25 protein-coding genes and 1 tRNA gene are annotated in these 22,525 nt (G+C 61.8%); 19 read left to right on the top strand and 7 right to left on the bottom strand.

Features of this window, described 5'->3' with window-relative positions; genetic code table 11:
- Window positions 1-10 precede the first annotated feature (10 nt).
- The 6 genes from ACF8O8_RS27835 (at window position 11) to ACF8O8_RS27810 (ending at window position 4,815) form a co-directional block, all read left to right on the top strand.
- Entirely contained in the window at window positions 11-1,138 is a 1,128-nt protein-coding gene (locus ACF8O8_RS27835) for a hypothetical protein (protein WP_392510950.1), read from the top strand.
- A gap of 160 nt (window positions 1,139-1,298) precedes the next feature.
- Window positions 1,299-1,682 carry a YkgJ family cysteine cluster protein gene (locus ACF8O8_RS27830; RefSeq protein WP_003248590.1) on the top strand — a complete coding sequence of 128 codons (384 nt, stop codon included), beginning with the start codon at window positions 1,299-1,301 and terminating at the stop codon, window positions 1,680-1,682.
- An 868-nt stretch (window positions 1,683-2,550) separates the two neighbouring features.
- Entirely contained in the window at window positions 2,551-3,006 is a 456-nt protein-coding gene (locus tag ACF8O8_RS27825; RefSeq protein ID WP_392510956.1) for a transposase, read from the top strand.
- 212 nt (window positions 3,007-3,218) lie between these two features.
- Window positions 3,219-3,782: a GNAT family N-acetyltransferase gene (locus ACF8O8_RS27820; protein WP_003248588.1), complete on the top strand. Its 564-nt coding sequence runs from the start codon at window positions 3,219-3,221 to the stop codon at window positions 3,780-3,782.
- A gap of 86 nt (window positions 3,783-3,868) precedes the next feature.
- Window positions 3,869-4,408, top strand: coding sequence for a hypothetical protein (locus ACF8O8_RS27815; protein WP_392510948.1), 540 nt, complete (start codon window positions 3,869-3,871; stop codon window positions 4,406-4,408).
- A gap of 20 nt (window positions 4,409-4,428) precedes the next feature.
- The gene (locus ACF8O8_RS27810) at window positions 4,429-4,815 is read left to right on the top strand and encodes a lysozyme inhibitor LprI family protein (protein ID WP_392510946.1); all 387 of its coding nucleotides are present in this window, start codon (window positions 4,429-4,431) and stop codon (window positions 4,813-4,815) included.
- A gap of 125 nt (window positions 4,816-4,940) precedes the next feature.
- On the opposite strand, the gene mnmH is transcribed toward ACF8O8_RS27810, so the two are convergent.
- Window positions 4,941-6,053 (bottom strand): tRNA 2-selenouridine(34) synthase MnmH, encoded by a 1,113-nt coding sequence (gene mnmH / locus ACF8O8_RS27805; protein ID WP_010952052.1) that lies wholly within the window; start codon window positions 6,051-6,053, stop codon window positions 4,941-4,943.
- Complete coding sequence (gene selD, locus ACF8O8_RS27800) at window positions 6,053-7,087, bottom strand: selenide, water dikinase SelD (protein ID WP_003248580.1); 1,035 nt, start codon at window positions 7,085-7,087, stop codon at window positions 6,053-6,055. The genes mnmH and selD overlap by 1 nt, the downstream gene beginning before the upstream one ends.
- 126 nt (window positions 7,088-7,213) lie before the next feature.
- On the opposite strand from selD, the gene ACF8O8_RS27795 reads away from it, so the two are divergent.
- Genes ACF8O8_RS27795 through phnE form a run of 4 tightly spaced genes read left to right on the top strand, consistent with a single transcriptional unit; the run spans window position 7,214 to window position 10,459 of the window.
- On the top strand, window positions 7,214-8,068 hold the full coding sequence (locus tag ACF8O8_RS27795; RefSeq protein WP_010952054.1) for a putative selenate ABC transporter substrate-binding protein: 855 nt from the start codon (window positions 7,214-7,216) through the stop codon (window positions 8,066-8,068).
- Window positions 8,065-8,874: a phosphonate ABC transporter ATP-binding protein gene (locus tag ACF8O8_RS27790; protein WP_010952055.1), complete on the top strand. Its 810-nt coding sequence runs from the start codon at window positions 8,065-8,067 to the stop codon at window positions 8,872-8,874. The genes ACF8O8_RS27795 and ACF8O8_RS27790 overlap by 4 nt, the downstream gene beginning before the upstream one ends.
- A complete protein-coding gene (locus tag ACF8O8_RS27785; RefSeq protein ID WP_004576350.1) occupies window positions 8,868-9,695 on the top strand; it encodes an ABC transporter permease in 828 nt (275 codons plus the stop codon). The genes ACF8O8_RS27790 and ACF8O8_RS27785 overlap by 7 nt, the downstream gene beginning before the upstream one ends.
- Window positions 9,692-10,459: a phosphonate ABC transporter, permease protein PhnE gene (phnE, locus tag ACF8O8_RS27780; protein ID WP_010952056.1), complete on the top strand. Its 768-nt coding sequence runs from the start codon at window positions 9,692-9,694 to the stop codon at window positions 10,457-10,459. The genes ACF8O8_RS27785 and phnE overlap by 4 nt, the downstream gene beginning before the upstream one ends.
- Before the next feature lie 36 nt (window positions 10,460-10,495).
- Here phnE and ACF8O8_RS27775 read toward each other — a convergent pair whose 3' ends face one another.
- Window positions 10,496-11,389 carry a bestrophin family protein gene (locus tag ACF8O8_RS27775; protein ID WP_049586418.1) on the bottom strand — a complete coding sequence of 298 codons (894 nt, stop codon included), beginning with the start codon at window positions 11,387-11,389 and terminating at the stop codon, window positions 10,496-10,498.
- A gap of 318 nt (window positions 11,390-11,707) precedes the next feature.
- Between ACF8O8_RS27775 and ACF8O8_RS27770 the strand changes: the two genes are divergently transcribed.
- Window positions 11,708-12,004 carry an addiction module antidote protein gene (locus ACF8O8_RS27770; RefSeq protein ID WP_003248566.1) on the top strand — a complete coding sequence of 99 codons (297 nt, stop codon included), beginning with the start codon at window positions 11,708-11,710 and terminating at the stop codon, window positions 12,002-12,004.
- A 10-nt stretch (window positions 12,005-12,014) separates the two neighbouring features.
- Here ACF8O8_RS27770 and ACF8O8_RS27765 read toward each other — a convergent pair whose 3' ends face one another.
- From ACF8O8_RS27765 to ACF8O8_RS27755, 3 genes are all read right to left on the bottom strand, one after another.
- Window positions 12,015-12,494 (bottom strand): GNAT family N-acetyltransferase, encoded by a 480-nt coding sequence (locus tag ACF8O8_RS27765; protein WP_010952058.1) that lies wholly within the window; start codon window positions 12,492-12,494, stop codon window positions 12,015-12,017.
- A gap of 167 nt (window positions 12,495-12,661) precedes the next feature.
- Window positions 12,662-13,309, bottom strand: a complete 648-nt coding sequence (locus tag ACF8O8_RS27760) for a trypsin-like peptidase domain-containing protein (RefSeq protein WP_049586421.1) — start codon at window positions 13,307-13,309, stop codon at window positions 12,662-12,664.
- A 261-nt stretch (window positions 13,310-13,570) separates the two neighbouring features.
- Window positions 13,571-13,655, bottom strand: a tRNA-Leu gene (locus ACF8O8_RS27755).
- Window positions 13,656-13,760: 105 nt separating this feature from the next.
- Here ACF8O8_RS27755 and queA point away from each other — a divergent pair.
- From queA to ACF8O8_RS27725, 6 genes are all read left to right on the top strand, one after another.
- Window positions 13,761-14,810 (top strand): tRNA preQ1(34) S-adenosylmethionine ribosyltransferase-isomerase QueA, encoded by a 1,050-nt coding sequence (gene queA / locus ACF8O8_RS27750; RefSeq protein WP_021781763.1) that lies wholly within the window; start codon window positions 13,761-13,763, stop codon window positions 14,808-14,810.
- Between the two features lie 14 nt (window positions 14,811-14,824).
- Entirely contained in the window at window positions 14,825-15,940 is a 1,116-nt protein-coding gene (tgt, locus tag ACF8O8_RS27745; protein WP_003248558.1) for a tRNA guanosine(34) transglycosylase Tgt, read from the top strand.
- Between the two features lie 42 nt (window positions 15,941-15,982).
- Window positions 15,983-16,318, top strand: a complete 336-nt coding sequence (yajC, locus tag ACF8O8_RS27740; RefSeq protein WP_003248556.1) for a preprotein translocase subunit YajC — start codon at window positions 15,983-15,985, stop codon at window positions 16,316-16,318.
- Between the two features lie 63 nt (window positions 16,319-16,381).
- Complete coding sequence (secD, locus tag ACF8O8_RS27735) at window positions 16,382-18,244, top strand: protein translocase subunit SecD (protein WP_392510943.1); 1,863 nt, start codon at window positions 16,382-16,384, stop codon at window positions 18,242-18,244.
- A 10-nt stretch (window positions 18,245-18,254) separates the two neighbouring features.
- Complete coding sequence (gene secF / locus ACF8O8_RS27730) at window positions 18,255-19,163, top strand: protein translocase subunit SecF (protein WP_010952062.1); 909 nt, start codon at window positions 18,255-18,257, stop codon at window positions 19,161-19,163.
- A 118-nt stretch (window positions 19,164-19,281) separates the two neighbouring features.
- Window positions 19,282-19,824 carry a glycine zipper 2TM domain-containing protein gene (locus tag ACF8O8_RS27725; RefSeq protein WP_010952063.1) on the top strand — a complete coding sequence of 181 codons (543 nt, stop codon included), beginning with the start codon at window positions 19,282-19,284 and terminating at the stop codon, window positions 19,822-19,824.
- A gap of 168 nt (window positions 19,825-19,992) precedes the next feature.
- Here ACF8O8_RS27725 and suhB read toward each other — a convergent pair whose 3' ends face one another.
- Window positions 19,993-20,811, bottom strand: a complete 819-nt coding sequence (gene suhB / locus ACF8O8_RS27720) for an inositol-phosphate phosphatase (protein WP_003248548.1) — start codon at window positions 20,809-20,811, stop codon at window positions 19,993-19,995.
- Window positions 20,812-20,962: 151 nt separating this feature from the next.
- On the opposite strand from suhB, the gene trmJ reads away from it, so the two are divergent.
- Both trmJ and cysE read left to right on the top strand, forming a co-directional pair.
- Window positions 20,963-21,718, top strand: coding sequence for a tRNA (cytosine(32)/uridine(32)-2'-O)-methyltransferase TrmJ (gene trmJ / locus ACF8O8_RS27715; RefSeq protein WP_392510941.1), 756 nt, complete (start codon window positions 20,963-20,965; stop codon window positions 21,716-21,718).
- Between the two features lie 3 nt (window positions 21,719-21,721).
- Window positions 21,722-22,507 (top strand): serine O-acetyltransferase, encoded by a 786-nt coding sequence (gene cysE, locus ACF8O8_RS27710; RefSeq protein WP_010952064.1) that lies wholly within the window; start codon window positions 21,722-21,724, stop codon window positions 22,505-22,507.
- Window positions 22,508-22,525: the final 18 nt, after the last annotated feature.

Raw genomic sequence — 22,525 nt, 5'->3', positions numbered from 1 at the left:
AGATCTCCCCATGAGTGTCTTCACCGCCTACTTCTGCGGCACTGGCTCGCACCGTTTCGACGACGCCAATCCCAACTTCTGGAATGGCGAGCTGGTCTCGACCCTGGCCAGTAATGACCAGAGCCGGGAATTCGCCCACTGGATCGCCGTCGACGGCCCAGGCAGCGGCAACCTTCAGGATGACAACCTGTTCGTCGAACCCGGCGGCTATTTCAACTGGACCGGCCAGCTGTTTGGCCGCGGCTGGGAGGAGAACGTCAACCATGTGCTGCAGGTCATCAAAGGCGAAAGCAGCTGGCGGCGCACCAAACTCAGTGAGCAAGAATACGAGCGGCTGAAAGCTGCCGGCGTGCCGATTCCGGACGTGTCTTCCTCCGCCTCATGGTTCTGGCGAACCTACGACTACGGCGATCGCCACCCGACCCCGCAGGAACTGCAGGAGCGCATCATCAGCATGTTCCGCAAACCGCGCCTGCCAACCCAGGTCAACCTGGTGGGCTGGAGCAGGGGAGGGATCAGCTGCCACATGCTGGCCAATGCCATGGCGCAAGACCCGGTATTGCGCGGCATACCGGTGAACATATTCGCCATCGACCCGGTGCCTGGCGTCGGTAACCTGCAGGCCGAGCGCGTAACCTTGGCGGACAATGTCAAAGAGTACGTAGGCTTCTACTCAAGGGATGAGCGCTCCAAAGGTTTTGCCTGCGTGATCCCTTCGGTCGCCAAAGGGACACGGATATGCGTTTATCCGATGCCGGGTCGCCATGCCACGCTGGTGGGCAACGCCTCGGCTGATGGCGCAGGCGATGGCAAGGTGCTGGCCGAACCTGGGCTGATCGTTCGCCACTTTGCCGAGGTTTGCCTGACCCGCTGGGGCGTGCACCTGGACAAACGTCTGGCCTTGAGCAGCAGTCAGTTGATGAAGTATCACCAGGTCATGGCGGCCGCCGACAGGCAGTATCAGGCCATGCGCAGTGAGTCCTACACGGTACTCACCGAGGGCGATAAAAATGATCGTCTGGTGCATTGTGGTGAGGTGCATACGCAGTTCAGCAAGGTACAGGGAGGCAACTACAAGCCGAGCGCAGGCCTGGGTTTACAACGCTGGGATGCTGAAGCCTACCAGCCCATCTGCTAGCTGAAAGGGGGCGGCCGGTGAATGCACTGGTCGCCCTTGTTCAGTGGCCGGATCAGCGGCAACTTTTTTTGCATTCCCCCTCTATCCAGCGGCCCCTGGTTGGATTAAAAATGGCGCCGCGGGCCAGCCCCGATAACAACCACCTTCCCTCCGTGACATCATGTCTGAATATAACCCTTGCCTTGACTGCGGCGCCTGCTGCGGGTACTTCCGTGTGTCCTTCTTCTGGGGCGAATGCCAGTCTGCCGGGGGCGTAGTGCCGGACGACCTGGTGGTACAGATCAACCCCACGCGCGTTGCCATGATCGGCACCGATGCCAAGCCCTGCCGCTGTGTCAGCCTTCAGGGCGAGATCGGTAAAGAGGTGGCGTGTACGATTTACGCCAACCGTTCCAGCCCGTGCCGCGAGTTTGATGCGTCGTGGGAGGGTGGGGTGCATAACCCGAGCTGTGATGATGCGCGGGCGGCGTATGGTTTGCCGCCGCTGACCCCGCCAGAGGCCAACGAGCCGCATTGGCCGGATGATGGGGCTGAGGTGGCCTGAGCGTTTTTCGTTAGCCTGTATTTCAGGCCAGTCATTCCTGTGAAGGACGCGCGCGCCCCTTGGTGCATGGCGTGCTATCGCGTTGTACAAACAAGGCGGTCGCTCGCGGCTGTCACAGGCATAACTGGCCCGAAACGAATGGCACGCGTTGATGCAGGCTGCACTGGCCCGAAACCAATGTAGGAGCGAGCTTGCTCGCGATGCGCCGCGCGGGCGGCGCTCGATTTGCGCACCACCACAAAAACCAAGGCATGCACACGGTGGCCCTGTCGCAATCTGCAATTGCAGGGGTTGAGTAATGGCCTGATGTACCTGTCGGGTGGGCCGGTAGCGGCTGGCAGGTGCATGCCTTGAGTTGTTCGTCGCCTATGAGATCGAGCGCCGCCCGCGCGGCGCATCGCGAGCAAGCTCGCTCCTACATTTGTTTCGGGCCAATTATTCCTGTGGGATTTGCGCGCGACCCCTTGGCGCATGGCGTGATATTGCGTTTTTCAAACAAGGCGGTCGCGCGCGGCTGTCACAGGCATAACTGGCCCGAAACGAATGGCGCGCGTGGGTGCAGGCTGCACTGGCCCGAAACGAATGGCGCGCGTGGGTGCAGGCTGCACTGGCCCGAAACGAATGGCGCGCGTGGGTGCAGGCTACACTGGCCCAAACCAATGTAGGAGCGAGCTTGCTCGCGATGCGCCGCGCGGGCGGCGCTCGATTTGCGTACCACCACAAAAACCAAATCATGCGCACCATGCACACGATGGCCTTGTCGCAATCCCCGGTCATGTCTGCCCACTCACACTCTGTAACCGTAAACCTCATTGGGCCCGCCAGACATCGCTATCCTGCCCTGGACATGTCTTTCAAGGATGACCACATGCCCAAACCCCATGGCTGTCTACTACGTCGCGGAAGGTGTTCGGAGCCTGGCCGGCTGTACATGCTGACTTCGGTTACCTATCACCGCCGTCCATTGTTCCTGAACTTCCAATTTGCGCGCTTGGTAATTCAATTTCTTCGTAGAGCAGATCAGGAGCACCATTGCCGGTCATTGGCCTGGGTCGTGATGCCCGACCATGTACATTGGCTGCTTGAATTGAAAGACTTGACACTCGGGACATTGATGCAGCGTTTCAAATCCCGAACCAGCCATGCTTTGCGCAGAGCTGGAGCAAGGATGGTGCCGGTCTGGCAGGCGGGTTATCACGACCGGGCTCTGCGTCATGATGATGATGTGGTGAAGGTCGCCAGATACATCATTGCCAATCCGCTAAGGGCAGGATTGGTCTCCAGGATTGGGGATTATCCACACTGGGATGCGGTCTGGCTCTGAGGGCATGCCTTAAGGGACAGGTATGACTGGCCCGAAACAAATGTAGGAGCGAGCTTCGCTCGCGATGCGCCGCGTGGGCGGCGCTCGATCTACGCGCCCCTGAAGATCCCAAGGCAAGTCTCCTCAAATACACTCCATAACCCAAGACCTGCCCCACCCCACCCACATGACGTTAAACTGTCATCTCCCCAGCAATGGACAGGAGATCCGGCGTGACCCCTCCCCGCAGTTTCCCCAGTGACCTCTGCCTCGACAGCCCACGGCTGCAACTGCGCCCCATGCGCCATGCCGATGCCGCGCAGTGGCTGGCGATCATGGCCGACCCCGAGGTCATGCGCTATTGGCACCATGCACCCTGGCAAGACCTGGCCGAGGCCGAAAGCGCCCTGGCCGCCGACCGCGAAGCCTATGCCAATGGCGACCAGCTCAAGCTTGGCATGTACCGCCGCGACAACGGCGAACTGATCGGTATGGTCCAGCTGTTCAACATCGACGACATTTCCCGCCGTGGCGAGATCGGCTACTGCCTGGCTAGCGCCGTGCAGGGCAGGGGCTACATGGACGAGGCTCTGACCTGCTTCATCGACTACCTCGCCCACACCCTGCACATGCGCCGCCTGGAAGGCGAAATCGACCCGCGCAACCAGGGCTCGGCACGCACCCTGGAGCGGCAAGGTTTTGTGCTGGAAGGCACCTTGCGGGCGCGCTGGTGCGTGGCGGGTGAGCTGTCCGACTCGGGTATTTACGGCCTGCTGCTTGAGCCGCCAGTAGCCTGATCTCATAACACCCGAGCGTGAATTTGGAAGCGGGGCAGGGCCTGGGTTAAGGTCGTAGGCTGTCCCGTTTCTCTCAGGAATCCCCTTTGCCCGCTTTCTACCTGAGTATCAGCCTGCTGCTGTATTTGCTCGCCCTGTTCTTCGATGGCGCGCTGATGAGCGGCGAGCGTCATATGCCGGCCCTGCAGATGCTGCTGTACGGGCCATGGGGCATGCCGTTCGGCTTGTACCAATGGTTTGCCAATCCGCTGCTGGCCCTGGCCATCCTGGCTCATCGGCGGTTTCGCCGGCTGGCCTTGCTGGCCGGGCTTGGGGCGGCGTATCTGGCTGCCAGCAGTTTTGGCATCGACCGCTTGCCGGATAACAGCAGCTATGAGTTTCATGACCTTACCGGCTTAGGTGCTGGCTTCTACCTGTGGCTGGTAGCGATGGTGGTGTTTTGCCTGGGGCAAGCCTGGTTTTGCTGGAAGGCGCGAAGGGCTGACGACGTGCCAGGCTGGAACTGGCTTGATGTCGCCTTGATTGCCGCCCTGGGGGTAACGTTGTATGCAGCGACGCAAATGCCCTCGCTGCGCTTCGAGCCAGGCAAGGTGCTGATGCCTCCGGAGCAGCCGCAGACGCTTTGATACCCACAAGGAGGGTTAGCATGATCAAGCATTACCTGGCAGGCCTGGCACTGGCCTGCGTGCTACCGGTAGCAATGGCGGACGATTACACGGCGGCCTACGGGCAGTGCATGGACAAGGCCTCCAGCACCGTGGCCATGAGCGCGTGCATCGGGGCCGAAACACAAGTGCAGGACCAGCGCTTGAACCGGGTGTACAAGCAGCTGATGGGCAAGCTGGATGCCGGGCACCAGAAGAGCCTGCGGGAGGTGCAGCGCAAGTGGCTGGCCTACCGTGATGGCAATTGCCAGTTCCATGTACAGGCCAGTGGCGGGACCCTGGCGCAGCTGGAAGGTGGCAGCTGCATCATGGACATGACCCGCGACCGCGCTGCGGAACTGGAGCGGGTGCTTAGCCCTGGGCAGTAGCGCCTGTTCAGGCATGATTGGCCCACATTTGCAGGCGCGGGTTCAGCCGCGAACACCGGCTTTGCCGGTGTCATGCTCCGCGTGGCCTTCTTCGCGGGTGAACCCGCTCCTACAGGGTACTGGTTCTATTTGCGCGGTTGGCGCAGCGCCCGGGCCTTGAGGTACTCGCGTACTTCCACGGCATCCCCGGCAAACTCGATGCGCTCGGCCTTGGCTGCGCGCTGGTAGGCATACATCGGGTCGTAGTACTCGTTCAGCAAACCTTCGATCCAGCCCCGGTGCAGGTCTACTGCGCCGCTGCGCTGCTGCTCTTGCAAGGCTTCGCGCAGCATCTCGGACAAGCGCTGATGGCGCTCTCCACCCAAACGCTTGTAGATATTGGCCATGCTCTGCAGCATGCGCTCGGCAAACAGCCGGGGACCGTCTTCTTCGCCATGCACGGCCTTGAACTCGGCGCTCAGGTTGACCACGTAGTCGCGCAGGATGCGCTCCACGCGGTTGGTGAAGCTGTCTTCAAGCCACACCAGCGGGTAATGCTGCATGCCTTGGTACAACTCCAGCGGCACCGTGCAGCTGCCGACAATGCGGCCTTCATCTTCCAGAACGAACTGCCCGATACCGCGGGCGCGCTTTTTCAGCACGTCGATTGCCAGCTGGTTTTCAAAGTCGATCTGCGCCGGTTGCGCCGTGGCGCGCTTGCCGAAACTGGAGCCGCGATGGTTGGCGTGGCCTTCAAGGTCCAGCACGTTGTCCAGCTGGTGCAGCACATCGGTCTTGCCGGTACCGGTCAGTCCACCGACCAGTACGAAATCGCATTGCTCCACCGCTTGCTGGGTAGTCTCCAGCAGGAAGGTACGCATGGCCTTGTAGCCGCCTTTGACACGCGGGTACTGAATACCCGCCTCATCGCGCAGCCAGCCCTGCACGATCTGCGATCGCAGGCCGCCACGGAAGCAGTACAGGTAACCGTCAGGGTGCGCCTTGGCAAACGCTGCCCAGGCCTCCAGACGGGCTTGCTTGGTGGCGCCACTGACCAGTTGGTGGCCCAGGGCGATGGCGGCAGCCTGGCCCTGCTGTTTGTAGCAGGTGCCGACCTTCTGCCGCTCCTGGTCGTTCATCAGCGGCAGGTTTACCACGCCAGGGAAGGCGCCTTTGGCGAATTCGACGGGGGCGCGCATGTCCATCATCGGCACGTCGTCGAGGAACAGCTGACGGAAGTCGGTGCAGTCGGGGCGCATCAGATCACCTCGACCGCATGGCTCTGTCGCTCGACCAGCTTGCCGATCGGAGACAGTTTCAGGCCCAGTTCGGCAGCCACGGCGAGGAACTCGGTTTCACCCTCCGGGGCAACAGCAACCAGCAAGCCACCGCTGGTCTGCGGATCGCACAGCAGGTGCTTCTGGTCGTCGCTGAGGGCGCCGATCTTGTGCCCGTAGCTGTCGTAGTTGCGCAGGGTTCCACCGGGGATGCAGCCTTCGGCCAGGTAGTGGTCGACGCTAGGCAGGCGTGGCACGGCGGCGTAGTTCAGGTGAGCGGTGAGGCCGCTGCCTTCGGCCAGCTCGACCAGGTGGCCGAGCAGGCCGAAGCCGGTGACGTCGGTCATGGCCTTGACCCCGTCCAGCTTGCCGAAGCGGCTGCCGGGCGTGTTGAGGGTGCACATCCAGTCACGGGCCAGGCCTTGGTCTTGCACGCGCAGCTTGGCCTTCTTTTCGGCGGTGGTGAGGATGCCGATGCCCAGGGGCTTGGTCAGGTACAGCTGGCAGCCCGCGCTGGCAGTGTCGTTGCGTTTGAGGTGGCGTTTATTGACCACGCCGGTGACGGCCAGGCCAAAGATCGGCTCGGGCGCGTCGATCGAGTGGCCGCCGGCCAGCGGGATACCCGCTTCGGCGCACACCGCACGGCCGCCGCGGATGACTTCGCGGGCGACTTCCGGCGGCAGCACGTTGACCGGCCAACCGAGGATGGCGATGGCCATCAGCGGGTCGCCGCCCATGGCATAGATGTCGCTGATGGCGTTGGTGGCGGCAATGCGGCCGAAGTCGTAAGGGTCATCGACGATCGGCATGAAGAAGTCGGTGGTCGAGACCACGCCGCGCTCGTCGTCCAGCGCGTACACTGCTGCATCGTCGCGCGATGCGTTGCCGACCCACAGTTTCGGGTCCAGGGCCTGGGTGCCGCTTTCGGCAAGGATCACGTCCAGCACCTTGGGGGAGATCTTGCAACCACAGCCGGCGCCATGGCTGTACTGGGTCAGGCGAATCGGCTCGCTCATACGCACCTCTGCAGGTCAAATTGTTGCGCGATTGTAGCAAAGCTGGCCTTTAGGCCCTTGCCTCTTATAATTCCCGGTGTCGGCAAATGTGTCGGCACTTCCCCGCTATTGAACCGGAGAACACCCATGCTCAACCGCCCCCTGGCGCTCGCCGCCGGCCTCGTGCTGTCTTGCTGTGCCGCTGTCGTTCAGGCCGCAGAAACCCTGCGGGTCAGCGCCATCCCCGACGAAGCGCCGACCGAACTGCAGCGCAAGTTCAAGCCTTTGGGTGAGTACCTGGCCAAGCAACTGGGCATGGAGGTGAAGTTCGTACCCGTGGCGGACTACCCGGCGGTGGTCGAGTCGCTGGCCGCAGACCGCCTCGATCTGGCCTGGCTGGGGGGCTTCACGTTCGTTCAGGTGCACCTGAAGGACCCGACCGCCACGCCACTGGTACAGCGTGAGCAGGACGCACAGTTCACCTCCAAGTTCATCACCGCCAACCCCGACGTGAAGAGCCTGAGCGATCTGAAGGGCAAGTCGTTTGCCTTCGGTTCCATTTCGTCTACTTCGGGCAGCCTGATGCCGCGTTACTTCATGCTCAAGCAGGACAATATCAAGCCTGAAGAGTACTTCAGCCGCGTGGCCTATTCTGGCGCCCATGATGCCACCGTGGCCTGGGTGCAGGCTGGCAAGGTCGATGGTGGCGTGCTCAACGCCAGCGTGTGGCAAAAGCTGGTGGATGCCGGCAAGGTCGACACCACCAAGGTGAAGGTGTTCGCCACAACCCCAACCTACTTCGACTACAACTGGACCGTGCGCGGCAACATGGACCCGGCGTTGAAACAGAAAATCAAGAAAGCCTTCCTGGACCTCGACCCGAGCAACCCGGAGCATAAGGCGATCCTTGACCTGCAGGCCGCCAGCCGCTTCATCGAGACCAAGCCTGAGAACTACAAGGGCACCGAACAAGCTGCACGCGAGGCCGGCCTGCTCAAGTGACAGCTTCGAATGCGGCAATTCATCTGTACGGTGCCAGCCTGCGCCATGGCCAGGTACGCGCGCTTGATGCGGTGAGCCTGCGTATCGCGCAGGGCGAGCGTGTCGCCATCATCGGGCCGTCGGGGGCGGGCAAGTCCAGCTTGCTGCACCTGATGGCCACGGCCATCCAGCCCAGCAGTGGGCGCCTGGAGTTGCTTGGCGAGCAGCCTTGGGCACTGTCGGCAAGGGCACGCCAGCGACTGCGTGCGCGGGTTGGCCTGGTGCATCAGTCGCCGCCTTTGCCACCGCGTCAGCGGGTGGTGACTGCCGTACTGGCGGGTCGCCTGGGGCAGTGGGGGACGCTGCGCGGCTTGCTCAACCTGCTGTATCCCAGCGATGTGCCGGGGGCGCGCCAGGTGTTGGCCGAACTGGGCCTGGCCGACAAGCTGTTCGTGCAGTGTGGGCAGTTGTCCGGTGGCCAGTTGCAGCGGGTGGGCATTGCTCGGGCGTTGTACCAGCGTCCGCAGGTGCTGCTGACCGACGAACCGGTGTCGGCCATGGACCCGGTGTTGGCCGACCATAGCCTGGCCTTGCTCAATCGCCATGCGCAGGCCACTGGCGTGACGTTGGTGGCGAGCCTGCACGCCGTAGAGTTGGCGCTGGCGCATTTTCCGCGGGTGATTGGCATTCGGGAAGGGCAGGTTGTGTTTGACTGCCCGGCCGAAGCGGTCACCGAGCAACTGCTGGACGCGCTATACGCCAACGAACAACTGGCTCCGCCGCCAACCCAGGGGCCGACCCTGACCGTGCAGATTCCGCGATGCTGAAGGCCGACGCCCGCGACCCCGCGCTGCTGCCACGGTTGCTGCTGGCCCTGTTGGCGGTAGCAGTACTGTGGCCGGCTATCCAGACAAGCGAACTGAACCCCGGGGTGCTGTTGCAGGCGGATAACCGTCAGCAGATTGCCAGCTTCACCAGCGCCTTCTGGCCGCCGGCACATGATGCCGATTTTCTTGCACTGCTGTATGAAGCTACCTTGCAGACCCTGGCCGTGGCGACTGCCGGCATGGCGCTGGCGTTGTTGTTGGCGATCCCGGCTGGCTTGCTGGCCAGCCGTGCCTTGTCCTTGCGTGCTGCTTCACGCGGCGGGCGGGCCGGGCTCTGGTCGCGACTGTTGCGCCTGCCGGTGCGTGGGCTACTGATTTTCCTGCGTAGCGTGCCGGAAATCGTCTGGGCGTTGCTGTTCGTGCGCGCTGTGGGGCTGGGGCCGACGGCGGGCGTACTGGCTATCGCCATCACCTACAGTGGCATGCTCGGCAAGGTTTATGCCGAAATCTTCGAGTCGGTCGACCAGCGCCCGGCGCATGCCTTGTTGCAGGCGGGCAGTGGCCGGCTGGCGGCGTTTTTCTACGGCATCCTGCCCAATGCTGCCTCCGAAGTGGTGTCGTACACCGTGTACCGCTGGGAGTGCGCGGTGCGGGCTTCGGTGGTGATGGGCTTTGTCGGTGCTGGCGGGCTGGGTCAGCAGATCGACCTGTCGATGCGCATGTTTGCGGGTGCGCAAGTGGCGAGCATGCTGTTGACGTTCTTGTTGCTGGTGATCCTGGCCGACCTGCTCAGCCGCCTGCTGCGCTGGAGGCTGGCATGAACCGGGTGATCAACTGGGTGTTGCTGGGCGCCATCGTGGCAGCGGCGGTGGCCTCGTTCGCGTATCTGCAGCTGGACCTGCACGCACTGGTCGGCAATGGCGGGCTGGGGCAGATGGGCGAGTACGCCGGGCGCTTCCTGCAGCCGGATCTGTCTGCGGGGCACCTCAAGGCGGTGTGGCGCGGGGCGCTGGAAACCCTGGCCATGTCTGGCATGGGCACCTTGTTGGCAATGGTATTGGGGATGTTGCTGGCACTGCCGGCGGCGGGGCGCTTCGGTTGGCCGTTGCAAGGGGCCGCGCGTTTGCTGCTCAATGCCTTGCGTGCCATTCCTGAACTGGTGTGGGCAGCGCTGACTGTGCTGGCGGCTGGGCTGGGGCCGAATGCCGGTACCCTGGCTTTGGCGTTGCACACCGCTGGCGTGCTGGGGCGTTTGTTTGCCGAGGCGCTTGAGAACGCCCCGCCCGAGCCGGCGGCGGCGATCCGTTTGCAGGGGGGCAGCCAGGTGGCGGCGTTCTGCTTTGGTACCCTGCCCAACCTGTGGCCGCAGTTGCTGGCCTACAGCTTGTACCGCTGGGAGAACAACATCCGCATGGCCAGCGTGCTCGGCTTCGTCGGGGCGGGCGGGTTGGGGCAGATGCTGTACACCACCTTGAGCCTGTTCCAGGAGGCCCAGGCCAGCACGGTGATCATCGGTATGCTGGTGTTGGTGTTGCTGGTGGATGTGTCGAGTGATGTGTTGCGTCAGCGCTACGTGCGGGCCTGACGGAAAGCCCGGGCTGCAAAGCAGCCCCGACATCTCTCAGGCGTCTACAGCCTCGGCACACTGCGCCTCCCGCTGCATCGACTCCAGGTTGCGCTCGATCGTCTCGCATATGGTATCCATCTGGATCTGATGCTCGCTGAACCTGAACGGGCTCTGCAAGTCCGTGCCGATCCGCTCGATGGCCAGCAACATGAACCCTACCACCGTCGACGCCAGCGGCGTGAACCAGCCCAACGACTCCACAAGCCCCACCGGCACGATCAGGCAGAACAGGGTGATGAACAGCCGTGGGAAATACACATAGGGGTAGGGCAATGGCGTATTGGCAATCCGCTCCATGCCGCCCTGGGCGTTAGACAGGTCTACCAGCGTCGACTCCAGCCGCGCCAGACGAATGCTGTCCAGCCGCCCGGCCTGGTATTCCCGCGCCAGCAAGGCTGCCGAGCCGCCGAGAATGTCATTGGCGAAATTGTTCGAGCGGTTGCGCCGTTCGAACTCCGCCGGGGGGATGAAGGCCATCAGCTCCTCCGGGCAGCTTTCGCCTTTCAAGTGCGCCGCCAGGCAGTTCACATAGGCGATATGCCGGCGCAGCAGGGTGGCCTTGACCGGGTTCAGGCCGTCATCCGGGTCATCGATCAGCGTCAGCGTCTGCCGGGCGAAGCTGCGCGAACTGTTCACCAGCGCGCCCCACAGGGTGCGAGCCTCCCACCAGCGGCTGTAGGCGCTGCTGTTGCGAAAACTCACCAGCACCACCAGCGCTGAGCCCAGCAGGGTCAGCGGGATCAGTGGCAGGGTGAACTTGCTGTTCAAGAACAGCATGAAATCGATGGTGACCAGCACATCCCAGATCAGCAGCCAGAACAGCGACCAGCCGATATAGCCGATGGTCTTCACCACCAGGCGGTACTTGCGGGCGATGACGTCTTTCACGCGAGGGTACCTCGAAACGCGGGGGATGCAGGATGGGACGTCGAGGCTCGTCGAAGGTTCGAGGGTTGAATGTTGCAAGGGATTTTGTAGCTGAAACGAAGGGAAAAATCCGACCGGCCTATCAGGTGTGCCTGTATTCCTGATTCAGCTCGAAAACGACAGAGTGGTTCGCTTCAATCCTTGAATGGGTGTATCCATAAGGATACGATTGGGTGACCACTTGATGTTTCTCGTTGAACAGACGGAAAGCTTTGCCGCTTGGCTACTGCCACCCAAGCCGCCGACATCCAAAGCCAGAAAGCTGCTGAAGGAGATGAAATGAGCGAAAAATTGATCCCGTTTGATATGGCAGCCTTGTTGAGCAGCGATGAGGCAATCAGTGAATACCTTAGCCAAGTGCTATCAGATGGCGATACCGAGGAAATCATTCGAGCACTTGGCCATATCGCTCGTGCACGGGGCATGACACATATTGCTACGGAGAGTGGGCTGGGTAGAGAAAGCCTGTACAAGGCGCTGAGCCCTGGCGCGAAGCCTCGTTTTGACACTGTATTGAGGGTCATTCGTGCTCTGGGGGTGGACCTTCTCGTTCAGCCACATGCAATGACCCGCTGATCCAGTTCGGTTAAGTCAGTATTTGCTTCATCTGCACCAACGCTACCCGCGTGCCATCCCACGCCTGCCGCTCCTCGATGCCGAACGGCATGAAACCCAGTTGTGGATAAAGCAGCAGGCCGGCGGTGTTGTGATTGAAGCATGACACCCAGACCTCCCGGGCGCTGTACTGCTGGCGGGCGAGGTCGATCATGGCCGTTACCAGATAACGCGCTACACCAAGGCCGCGGGCGCCGGGGGCCACCACTACGTTGCCCAGGGCACATAGGCCGCCATTTTCGGCTTTGTAGAAATTGGCGAAGGCCAGGACAGCGCCGTCACCTTCCACTATCGTGGAGCCGCTGCGTTGGGCTATGGCGTCGCTCAGCTGGTTGGGGGTGAGGGGGTAGGTGGCTTTGGGGAACATGTAGAACAGTTCGTCCGGGCTCTGCGGGAAGCTGCAGATAACGGGGATGTCTTCTGGCCGGATGGGGCGGTGGGTCAGGTGCATGGCAGGTCCTTCTCGCGTTGGCTGGCAGGGCCTCTTCGCGGGTGAACCCGCCCCCACAGGTACTGCACAAGGCTCAAATCCTGTGCAGGCCCTGTAGCGGGTTTACCCGCGAAGAGGCCATCAGCCTCACATCATAGGCCGCTTTCCATCCAACACCGCGCCCCGATTCACGGTTTGGCGGCCACCGCCACGTAGCCTTTGACCGCAGCCGGTGCCTTGGGCTTGGCCTTGTGCGCCAGCAGGTACTGATAGCGTCGCCATTCCTTGTCGATTTCGCTGAACGACATGAACACGCTGATACGGTCCTTGCCGACCAGGTCCGGGCGCTTGCCCGCATTGATCTCGTCGGTAGGAATGATGGCCACGTTGATGCCCACCACCTTGCCGTCATCGGCAAACACAGGCCCACCCGACATGCCTTTGGTGATCGGGCCGTCATGCACCGAGTAGAAAACACTGCCAGGCGTACCTTCAAGCCGTACCAGCGACGACAGGGCATGGCCCTTGCCCTGCATCGGCATCATGAAACTGTTGAAGCCCACCGCCGTCACGGCTTCCCCAGGCACGTACTGGCGCCAGTGCGGCACGCTGCTGGCTTTGTGCTTGAAGAACACTACGTCACCGAGGCCCTCGTGGACCACGTTGCGCAGGAAGGGGGTGTGTTTGGCGGTTACAGCGTAATCCTCGTTCCACTGGATGGCGCTGGCCATCAGCAACATCGGCAGAGGGGCACCAGAAGTGACCACGAAAGCCTGACTGTAGACGGGATCTGAAACGTACGACGTTGGCACTCCATTGCACCCACTGAGCAGCATCATTGCCGCCATGCAGGGCGCGATTGTTTTCATGGGACACACATTGCGTGGAGAAAGGGGAGCGCCACTATGGCGAAGTGCCATTACGCTAACAATACTTTCGGAATATATCTGACGAATGACAGCTTAAGTGCTAGCGCAAGGGGCGGCCAATAGAATGCAGGTATGGGGGGAGGCGCGGGAGTCAGGGGGGCGGCGTCAACGACGTGCGTGAATCGCAGGCACAAAAAAACCGACCGTAAGGTCGGTTTTTTCCGGATTTGGTGCCCCGAGGGAGACTCGAACTCCCACTCCTTTCGAAAACGGATTTTGAATCCGCCGCGTCTACCAATTCCGCCATCAGGGCGTGGCGCGCAGTATAAAGAGGTGCCGCTGGTCGGTCAATCGGCTTTCATGGTCAATTTTCACACATTGGGCTAAACTTCCCGGCCCTGCCGAACCGAACATCATCATGCGCGTCGCCGATTTTTCCTTCGAACTCCCTGATTCCCTGATCGCCCGCCACCCGTTGGCCGAGCGCCATGGCAGCCGTCTGCTGGTGCTCGATGGGCCTACCGGCGCGCTGGCGCACCGGCAATTCCCCGACTTGCTCGACTATCTGCGCCCCGGCGACTTGATGGTGTTCAACAACACCCGAGTGATCCCGGCGCGGTTGTTCGGCCAGAAAGCCTCCGGCGGCAAGCTGGAGGTACTGGTCGAACGCGTGCTCGACAGCCACCGGGTGCTGGCCCATGTGCGCGCCAGCAAGGCGCCCAAGGTAGGCGCGGTCATCCTCATCGATGGCGGTGGCGAGGCCGAAATGGTCGCGCGCCATGACACGCTGTTCGAACTTCGCTTCACCGAAGAGGTGCTGCCGTTGCTCGACCGTGTCGGCCACATGCCGCTGCCGCCCTATATCGACCGCCCGGACGAGGGCGCCGACCGTGAGCGCTACCAGACTGTGTACGCCCAGCGCGCCGGCGCGGTTGCCGCGCCTACCGCAGGCCTGCACTTCGACGAGGCGCTGCTGGAAAAGATCGCCGCCAAGGGCGTCGAGCGCGCCTTCGTCACCCTGCATGTGGGCGCCGGCACCTTCCAGCCGGTGCGGGTCGACAAGATCGAAGACCACCACATGCATAAAGAGTGGCTCGAAGTGGGCCAGGATGTGGTCGATGCCATCGAGGCCTGCCGGGCCCGTGGTGGTCGGGTGATCGCGGTTGGCACCACCAGTGTGCGTTCGCTGGAAAGCGCCGCGCGTGATGGCGTGCTCAAGGCCTTCAGTGGCGACACCGACATCTTCATCTACCCGGGCCGGCCGTTCCATGTGGTCGACGCCCTGGTCACCAACTTCCATCTGCCGGAGTCCACGCTGCTGATGCTGGTCTCGGCTTTCGCCGGCTACCCCGAGACCATGGCTGCCTACGCAGCGGCGGTCGAGCACGGGTACCGCTTCTTCAGTTACGGTGATGCCATGTTCATCACCCGCAATCCGGCGCCACGCGGGCCCGAGGATCAAGCATGAGTCGCACCTGTCGAATGTCCTTCGAACTGCTGGCCACCGACGGCAAGGCCCGTCGGGGTCGCATCACCTTCCCACGCGGCACCGTGGAAACTCCGGCATTCATGCCGGTGGGGACCTATGGCACGGTCAAGGGCATGCTGCCACGCGACATCGAGGCCATCGGCGCCGAGATGATCCTCGGCAACACCTTCCACCTGTGGCTGCGTCCGGGCACCGAGGTGATCAAGAAGCACAACGGCCTGCACGATTTCATGCAGTGGAAAGGCCCGATCCTCACCGACTCCGGTGGTTTCCAGGTATTCAGCCTGGGCGCCATGCGCAAGATCAAGGAAGAGGGCGTGACCTTCGCTTCGCCGGTCGATGGTTCCAAGGTGTTCATGGGCCCGGAAGAGTCGATGCAGGTTCAGCGTGACCTGGGCTCGGACGTGGTAATGATCTTCGACGAGTGCACCCCGTACCCGGCCGAGCACGATGTGGCACGCACTTCCATGGAGTTGTCGCTGCGCTGGGCCCAGCGCTCGAAGAACGCCCATGCCGACAACACCGCAGCGCTGTTCGGCATTGTTCAGGGTGGCATGTACCAGGACCTGCGCATGCGCTCGCTGGAAGGCCTGGAAAACATCGGTTTCGACGGCCTGGCCATTGGCGGCCTGTCGGTGGGCGAGCCCAAGCACGAAATGATCAAGGTGCTGGATTACCTGCCGGACCAGATGCCTGCTGACAAACCTCGTTACCTTATGGGGGTAGGCAAACCGGAAGATCTCGTTGAGGGTGTGCGCCGCGGCGTCGACATGTTCGACTGCGTGATGCCGACGCGTAACGCGCGCAACGGTCATCTGTTCGTTGATACAGGGGTGATCAAGATCCGCAATGCGTTCCATCGTCACGATGAATCGCCGCTGGATCCGACCTGTGACTGCTATACCTGCACCAACTTCTCGCGCGCCTATCTCCATCATCTGGACAAATGCGGCGAAATGCTGAGCAGCATGCTGAATACCATCCACAACTTGCGCCATTATCAGCGCTTGATGGCCGGTTTACGCGAGGCTATTCAACAGGGTAAATTGGCCGCCTTTGTCGACGCCTTCTACGCCAAGCGCGGGCTTCCTGTACCGCCCTTGGACTGACTGTCCGCATCCATTATTAGAAAATTACATTAGGAGTGCCCAATGAGCTTCTTCATCCCCGCCGCATACGCGGACGCTGCAGCACCTGCCGCTGGCCCAGCCGGTACCGGCTTCGAGTGGATTTTCCTGGTCGGTTTCCTGGTCATCTTCTACCTGATGATCTGGCGCCCGCAGGCCAAGCGCGCGAAAGAGCAGAAGAACCTGCTGAGCAACCTGCAGAAAGGTGACGAAGTTGTCACCAACGGCGGCATCGCCGGCAAGATCGTCAAGGTTTCCGATGACTTCGTGGTGCTGGAAGTGTCCGACACCGTCGAACTGAAGTTCCAGAAGGGTGCCATTGCTGCGACCCTGCCAAAAGGTACGCTCAAGGCTATCTGAGTTACCGGTTTTATTTTCCAGTCGGGGCGCGCAAAGCGCCCCGCGTCTTGAACGGGCGGCGTGATGCTGAACAAATATCCTCTGTGGAAATATGCACTGATCGTGCTGGTACTGGTGGTCGGTTTCATTTATTCCGCTCCCAACCTCTACCCGGATGACCCGGCGGTACAGATCAGCGGTGCCAGCTCGGCGCTGCAGGTGAATCAGGCCGACCTCGATCGCGTCAGTAAGGCGCTGGTCGATGCCAAGATCGCTGTCAAGGGCGCAAGCCTGGGTGAAAAGGGCAGCGGGCTGATCCGCCTGACCAATCAGGAAGACCAGCTGCCAGCCAAGGATGTCGTGCGCAAGGCACTGGGCGATGATTACGTCGTGGCCCTGAACCTGGCCCAGACTACCCCGCAATGGCTGCGCAACCTGGGCGCAAGCCCGATGAAACTGGGCCTGGACCTGTCTGGTGGTGTGCACTTCCTGCTGGAAGTGGACATGGACAAGGCCATGACTGCCCGCATGAAAGTCTACGAAGGCGAGGTCAAGACCTTGCTGCGCAAAGAGCGCGTCCGCTACCGCAGCCTGCCTCAGCAGGATGGCGGCATCATGCTGGGCTTCGCTGACGATGCCACCCGCGAACAGGCACGTGCCCTGATCCGCAAGAATTTCAATGATTTCGACCTGACCACCACCGAGCGCAACGAGCTTGCGGTGCTGCGTCTGGCGCTGACCCAGGCGAAAGTCGCCGAGATCCGCGAATACTCGATCAAGCAGAACCTCACCACCGTACGCAACCGCGTGAACGAGCTGGGTGTGGCAGAGCCTCTGGTACAGCGCCAGGGCGCCAACCGTATCGTGGTCGAGCTGCCTGGCGTGCAGGACACTGCCGAAGCCAAGCGTATCCTCGGTAAAACGGCCAACCTGGAGTTCCGCTTCGGTGCCGAACCGGGTGCATCCAAGGCCACTACCGAGGTGTTCGAGTTCCGTGAGGGCGGCCGCTCCGCCGCAGTCGAGCGGGGCCTGATCATCACGGGTGACCAGGTTACCGACGCCCAGGCCAGCTTCGACGAGCATGGCCGCCCGCAGGTGAACATTCGCCTGGATGGCCACGGTGGCGAGCTGATGAGCCGTGCTACCCGTAGCAACGTCGGCCGTAGCATGGCGGTGATCTTCATCGAGCAGAAGCCGGTTACCCGCTACGTCAAGCAAACCGTCGGCGGCGTCGAGAAGGACGTTGCCGTGCAAAGCTTCGTCGAAGAGAAAAAAATCATCAGCCTGGCGACCATCCAGTCGCCGCTTGGTAGCCAGTTCCGCATCACCGGCTTGAATGGCCAGGGCGAATCGTCCGAGCTGGCCCTGCTGCTGCGTGCCGGTGGCCTGGCCGCGCCGATGTACTTCGCTGAAGAACGTACCATTGGCCCAAGCCTGGGTGCTGACAACATCACCAAGGGTATCGATGCGTCGCTGTGGGGCATGCTGTTCGTCTCGCTGTTCATCATCGCCATCTACCGCGCCTTCGGTGTGCTGGCCACCATCGCCCTGGCGGGCAACATGGTGCTGCTGCTGGCGTTGATGTCGCTGCTGGGGGCGACCCTGACCCTGCCGGGTATTGCCGGCATCGTGTTGACCATGGGTATGGCGGTGGACGCCAACGTGCTGATCTTCTCGCGTATTCGCGAAGAGATCGCGGCTGGCATGTCGGTGCAGCGCGCCATCCACGAAGGCTTCAATCGCGCCTACTCGGCAATCGTCGACGCCAACCTGACCACCCTGTTGGTCGGCGGCATCCTGTTTGCCATGGGTACCGGCCCGGTCAAAGGCTTTGCGGTCACCATGTCCCTCGGGATTTTCACCTCGATGTTCACCGCCGTCATGGTGACCCGTGCATTGGTCAACCTGACCTGTGGCGGGCGTGACATCAAGAAGCTGTGGGTTTGAGGGAGCTGCGATGAAAACCATCAATTTCATGGGCGTGCGCAATGTCGCGTTCGCCGTCACCGTGCTCCTCACCGTGTTGGCGCTGTTCAGCTGGTGGCAAAAGGGCCTGAACTTCGGGCTGGACTTCACCGGGGGTACGCTGATCGAGCTGACCTACGAGCGCCCGGCCGACGTCAAGGCTGTGCGTGCCGAGTTGGTCGAATCCGGCTTCAACGAGGCCGTGGTGCAGAGCTTCGGTGCTACCACTGACCTGCTTGTGCGCATGCCTGGCGACGATCCCATGCTGGGTAACAAGGTAGCTGAAGCCCTGCAGAAGGCTGGAGGTGACAACCCGGCGAAGGTCAAGCGTGTCGAGTTCGTCGGTCCTCAGGTGGGTGAAGAGCTGCGTGACCAGGGTGGCATAGGCATGTTGCTGGCCTTGGGCGGCATCCTCATCTACCTGGCGTTCCGTTTCCAGTGGAAGTTCGCCGTGGGGGCGATCGTTTCGCTGATCCACGACGTGGTGGTAACGCTGGGTATCCTGTCGTTCTTCCAGATCACCTTCGACCTGACGGTGCTGGCGGCGGTGCTGGCGATCATCGGTTACTCGCTGAACGACACCATCGTTGTGTTCGACCGGGTACGTGAAAACTTCCGCGTCATGCGCAAGGCCTCGTTGATCGAGAACATCAACGTTTCCACCACCCAGACCCTGCTGCGTACCGTCGCCACTTCGGTTTCGACCTTGCTGGCCATTGCCGCGCTGCTGTTCTTCGGGGGTGACAACCTGTTCGGTTTCTCGTTGGCCCTGTTCATTGGTGTCATGGCTGGTACCTACTCGTCGATCTATATCGCCAACGTGGTACTGATCTGGCTGAACCTGAGCAGCGAGGATCTCATTCCGCCGGTCAAGGCCGAAGGTGTGGACGAACGTCCGTAGGTTTTTCCTGCGCCGTTTGGCGATGAAAAGGCGCGAGTGTTGAACTCGCGCCTTTTTTTTTGCTCCAAGGCTGGGAGAAGCGCGGGTTCACACCCGCTGGTACGATCAGGAGGTTCACGTGAATAAATCAATGCTGGTGGGTGCGGTGCTGGGTGCTGTCGGTGTAACTGCCGGAGGTGCTGTGGCGACCTACAGCTTGGTGAACAAAGGCCCCGAAGTCGCCCAGGTGACTGACGTGCAGCCGATCAAGCAGCAGGTGAAAACCCCGCGTGAAGTTTGCAAGGACGTGACTGTGACGCGCCAGGCGCCGGTCAAGGATCAACACCAGATTGCCGGTACCGTGGTCGGTGCGTTGGCAGGTGGTCTGTTGGGTAACCAGATTGGTGGCGGTACCGGCAAGAAGATTGCCACGGTGGCCGGTGCGGTCGGTGGTGGTTATGCGGGTAACAAGGTGCAGGAAGGCATGCAGGAGCGTGATACCTACACAACCACGCAAACCCGCTGCAACACGGTCAACGACATCAGTGAGAAGGTGGTGGGCTACAACGTGACCTATTCCATCGGTGATCAGGTAGGCAAGGTGAAGATGGATCGCGAGCCGGGATCGACCATTCCGCTGGACAAGAATGGCAAGCTGATTCTGAGCGAAGCGGGTCAGTGATTTGCGGTGTCTGTGCCGGCCTCTTCGCGGGTAAACCCGATCCTACAGGGGCAATGCGATCCATGTAGGAGCGGGTTTACCCGCGAAGAGGTCGGTACAGGCCACGCAAAACCACCAGGCACAAAAAAGCACCTCAAGAGGTGCTTTTTGTTTGCCGGCAATCTGCGCTTAGCGCTTCATGCTTTCTGGCAGGTGCGGCTGGATGGCAGTCAGTACCGCCTTGAAGCACTTGATGTTGCCTGCAACGATGTGGCCTTTGTCGAGGAAGTCGTGGCCACCGTTGAAGTCGCTCACCAAGCCACCGGCTTCCTGGATCAGCAGTACGCCCGCTGCCATGTCCCATTCGGATAGGCCCGACTCCCAGAAGGCGTCGAAGCGGCCAGCAGCCACGTAGGCCAGGTCCAGGCTGGCGGAGCCGGCGCGGCGGATGCCGGCGGTCTGGCCGGTCAAGGCGCGGAACATGCCCAGGTAGTTGTCCATGTCCGCCATCTGGCCGTCACGGAACGGGAAGCCGGTGCCCAGCAGGGCGCCTTCCAGGCTTGTGCGCGAGCTGACGCGCAGGCGGCGGCCATTGAGTTGGGCGCCACGGCCACGGCTGGCGGTGAATTCTTCCTGGCGAACCGGGTCGACGATCACGGCGTGCTCAAGGCGGCCGCGGTATTTGCAGGCGATGCTGACGGCGAAGTGCGGGATACCGCGCAGGAAGTTGGTGGTGCCGTCCAGCGGATCGATGATCCACAGGTAATCTTTGCCTTCTTCGCCGCTACCCGCGTGCAGGCCGGTTTCCTCGCCCTGGATGGAGTGGTTCGGGTAGGCCTTGCGCAGTGCGTTGACGATGCTCTGCTCGGCGGCGCGATCGACTTCGGAAACGTAGTCCTTGGCCTCTTTCTCATCGACCTTGATGCTATCCAGGCGTTCGATGGAGCGGAAAATCAGTTCACTGGCGCTGCGAGCGGCGCGCAGGGCGATATTCAGCATAGGCTGCATGGGCGGGTCACCTGGAGATGTTAAAGAAGAAAGCCGATCATTCTAGCAGAAAACTTTGGCGGCAGAAGTGTCACATTTGCTTTCATGGCGTTACGTCTGTCGGTTCTGTAAGATCGAAGGCCCTGATTCCTGCATCTGTGAGCACAACACCTTGCTGCAAAATATTCGTGTTGTTCTGGTCAATACCAGCCACCCCGGCAACATCGGCGGCGCTGCACGTGCCATGAAAAACATGGGCTTGTCGCGTCTGGTGCTGGTGCAGCCGAAAGAATTCCCCGCCGTGGATGCCAGTGCCCGTGCTTCGGGCGCCGACGATGTGCTGGATAACGCCCAGGTGGTCGACAGTCTCGAACAGGCGCTGGTCGGCTGTAACCTGGTGATGGGCACCAGCGCCCGCGAGCGCAGCATTCCCTGGCCGTTGATCGGCCCGCGTGAATGCGGTGCCAAGGCGGTGGAGCATGCCAATGGCGGCGAGGAAATCGCCCTGGTGTTCGGGCGCGAGCACGCCGGCCTGACCAACGAAGAACTGCAGCGATGTCATTTCCACGTGCACATTCCCTCCAACCCCGACTTCAGCTCGCTGAACCTGGCGGCTGCCGTGCAGGTGCTCTCCTACGAGGTGCGCATGGCCTGGCTGGCTGCCGGTGAAGCACCGGGCAAAGTCGAGAAGGTTGACGCCGCTGAGCTGGCGACCATGGATGAAATGGAGCAGTTCTACGACCACCTGGAGAAAACCCTGGTGGGCATCGGCTTCCTCGACCCCGAAAAGCCCAAGCACCTGATGCCGCGCCTGCGCCGGCTGTATGGGCGGGTGGCGGTCGAGCGTTCGGAAATGAGCATTTTGCGCGGCATCCTCACCGAGACCCAGAAGGTGGTCCGGGGCGAGCCGCATAAACGGAAGGACTGACAGATGTTCGAACGCCTGCGTGAAGATATTCAAAGCGTATTCCACCGTGACCCGGCTGCACGCAATGCCTTCGAGGTGCTCACCTGCTACCCCGGCATGCATGCCATCTGGCTGCACCGCCTGGGCAATGCGCTGTGGAGGCGTGATTTCAAATGGCTGGCCCGGCTGGTGTCGAACTTCGGTCGCTGGCTGACCGGTATCGAAATCCACCCTGGCGCCACCATTGGCCGGCGCTTTTTCATCGACCACGGTATGGGTATCGTCATTGGCGAAACCGCCGAGATCGGCGATGACGTCACCCTGTACCAGGGGGTGACGCTCGGTGGCACCAGCTGGAACAAGGGCAAGCGCCACCCCACCTTGGAAAACGGCGTGGTGGTAGGGGCGGGTGCCAAGGTGCTGGGGCCTTTCACCGTCGGCGCCGGGGCCAAGATCGGTTCCAATGCGGTGGTCACCAAGGCGGTGCCGGCCGGGGCTACGGCGGTAGGCATTCCGGGGCGGATCATCGTCAAGAGCGAGGACACCGAAGTCGAAGCCAAGCGTAAGGCAATGGCCGAGAAGATCGGCTTCGACGCCTATGGTGTCAGTGGCGACATGCCCGACCCGGTGGCGCGGGCCATCGGCCAGATGCTCGATCACCTGCAGGCCGTCGACGAACGGTTGGAGGGTATGTGTGGCGCGCTGACCAAGATGGGCAGTGACTATTGTGCCAAGGAACTGCCGGCCTTGCCGGAGGACGACTTCAGCGAGGCTGCCCAAGTGGCCCAGCGCGACACTCAGCCGCATTGATCGCGCCGCACTGAAGTC

The organism is Pseudomonas sp. TYF_14, from assembly GCF_043105275.1.
GTDB classification, from domain to species: domain Bacteria; phylum Pseudomonadota; class Gammaproteobacteria; order Pseudomonadales; family Pseudomonadaceae; genus Aquipseudomonas; species Aquipseudomonas alloputida.
The sequence above is the reverse complement of the archived record's forward strand: the minus strand, read 5'-3'. Positions and strand labels throughout refer to the sequence as shown.

Bases quoted from the DNA above. Each gene is read 5' to 3' on its own strand.
- ACF8O8_RS27835 (WP_392510950.1), top strand. From the start codon at position 11: ATGAGTGTCTTCACCGCCTACTTCTGCGGCACTGGCTCGCACCGTTTC.
- ACF8O8_RS27830 (WP_003248590.1), top strand. From the start codon at position 1,299: ATGTCTGAATATAACCCTTGCCTTGACTGCGGCGCCTGCTGCGGGTAC.
- ACF8O8_RS27825 (WP_392510956.1), top strand. From the start codon at position 2,551: ATGCCCAAACCCCATGGCTGTCTACTACGTCGCGGAAGGTGTTCGGAG.
- ACF8O8_RS27810 (WP_392510946.1), top strand. From the start codon at position 4,429: ATGATCAAGCATTACCTGGCAGGCCTGGCACTGGCCTGCGTGCTACCG.
- mnmH (WP_010952052.1), bottom strand. From the start codon at position 6,053: ATGCGCCCCGACTGCACCGACTTCCGTCAGCTGTTCCTCGACGACGTG.
- selD (WP_003248580.1), bottom strand. From the start codon at position 7,087: ATGAGCGAGCCGATTCGCCTGACCCAGTACAGCCATGGCGCCGGCTGT.
- ACF8O8_RS27795 (WP_010952054.1), top strand. From the start codon at position 7,214: ATGCTCAACCGCCCCCTGGCGCTCGCCGCCGGCCTCGTGCTGTCTTGC.
- ACF8O8_RS27785 (WP_004576350.1), top strand. From the start codon at position 8,868: ATGCTGAAGGCCGACGCCCGCGACCCCGCGCTGCTGCCACGGTTGCTG.
- phnE (WP_010952056.1), top strand. From the start codon at position 9,692: ATGAACCGGGTGATCAACTGGGTGTTGCTGGGCGCCATCGTGGCAGCG.
- ACF8O8_RS27770 (WP_003248566.1), top strand. From the start codon at position 11,708: ATGAGCGAAAAATTGATCCCGTTTGATATGGCAGCCTTGTTGAGCAGC.
- ACF8O8_RS27765 (WP_010952058.1), bottom strand. From the start codon at position 12,494: ATGCACCTGACCCACCGCCCCATCCGGCCAGAAGACATCCCCGTTATC.
- ACF8O8_RS27760 (WP_049586421.1), bottom strand. From the start codon at position 13,309: ATGCTGCTCAGTGGGTGCAATGGAGTGCCAACGTCGTACGTTTCAGAT.
- queA (WP_021781763.1), top strand. From the start codon at position 13,761: ATGCGCGTCGCCGATTTTTCCTTCGAACTCCCTGATTCCCTGATCGCC.
- tgt (WP_003248558.1), top strand. From the start codon at position 14,825: ATGTCCTTCGAACTGCTGGCCACCGACGGCAAGGCCCGTCGGGGTCGC.
- yajC (WP_003248556.1), top strand. From the start codon at position 15,983: ATGAGCTTCTTCATCCCCGCCGCATACGCGGACGCTGCAGCACCTGCC.
- secD (WP_392510943.1), top strand. From the start codon at position 16,382: ATGCTGAACAAATATCCTCTGTGGAAATATGCACTGATCGTGCTGGTA.
- secF (WP_010952062.1), top strand. From the start codon at position 18,255: ATGAAAACCATCAATTTCATGGGCGTGCGCAATGTCGCGTTCGCCGTC.
- suhB (WP_003248548.1), bottom strand. From the start codon at position 20,811: ATGCAGCCTATGCTGAATATCGCCCTGCGCGCCGCTCGCAGCGCCAGT.
- cysE (WP_010952064.1), top strand. From the start codon at position 21,722: ATGTTCGAACGCCTGCGTGAAGATATTCAAAGCGTATTCCACCGTGAC.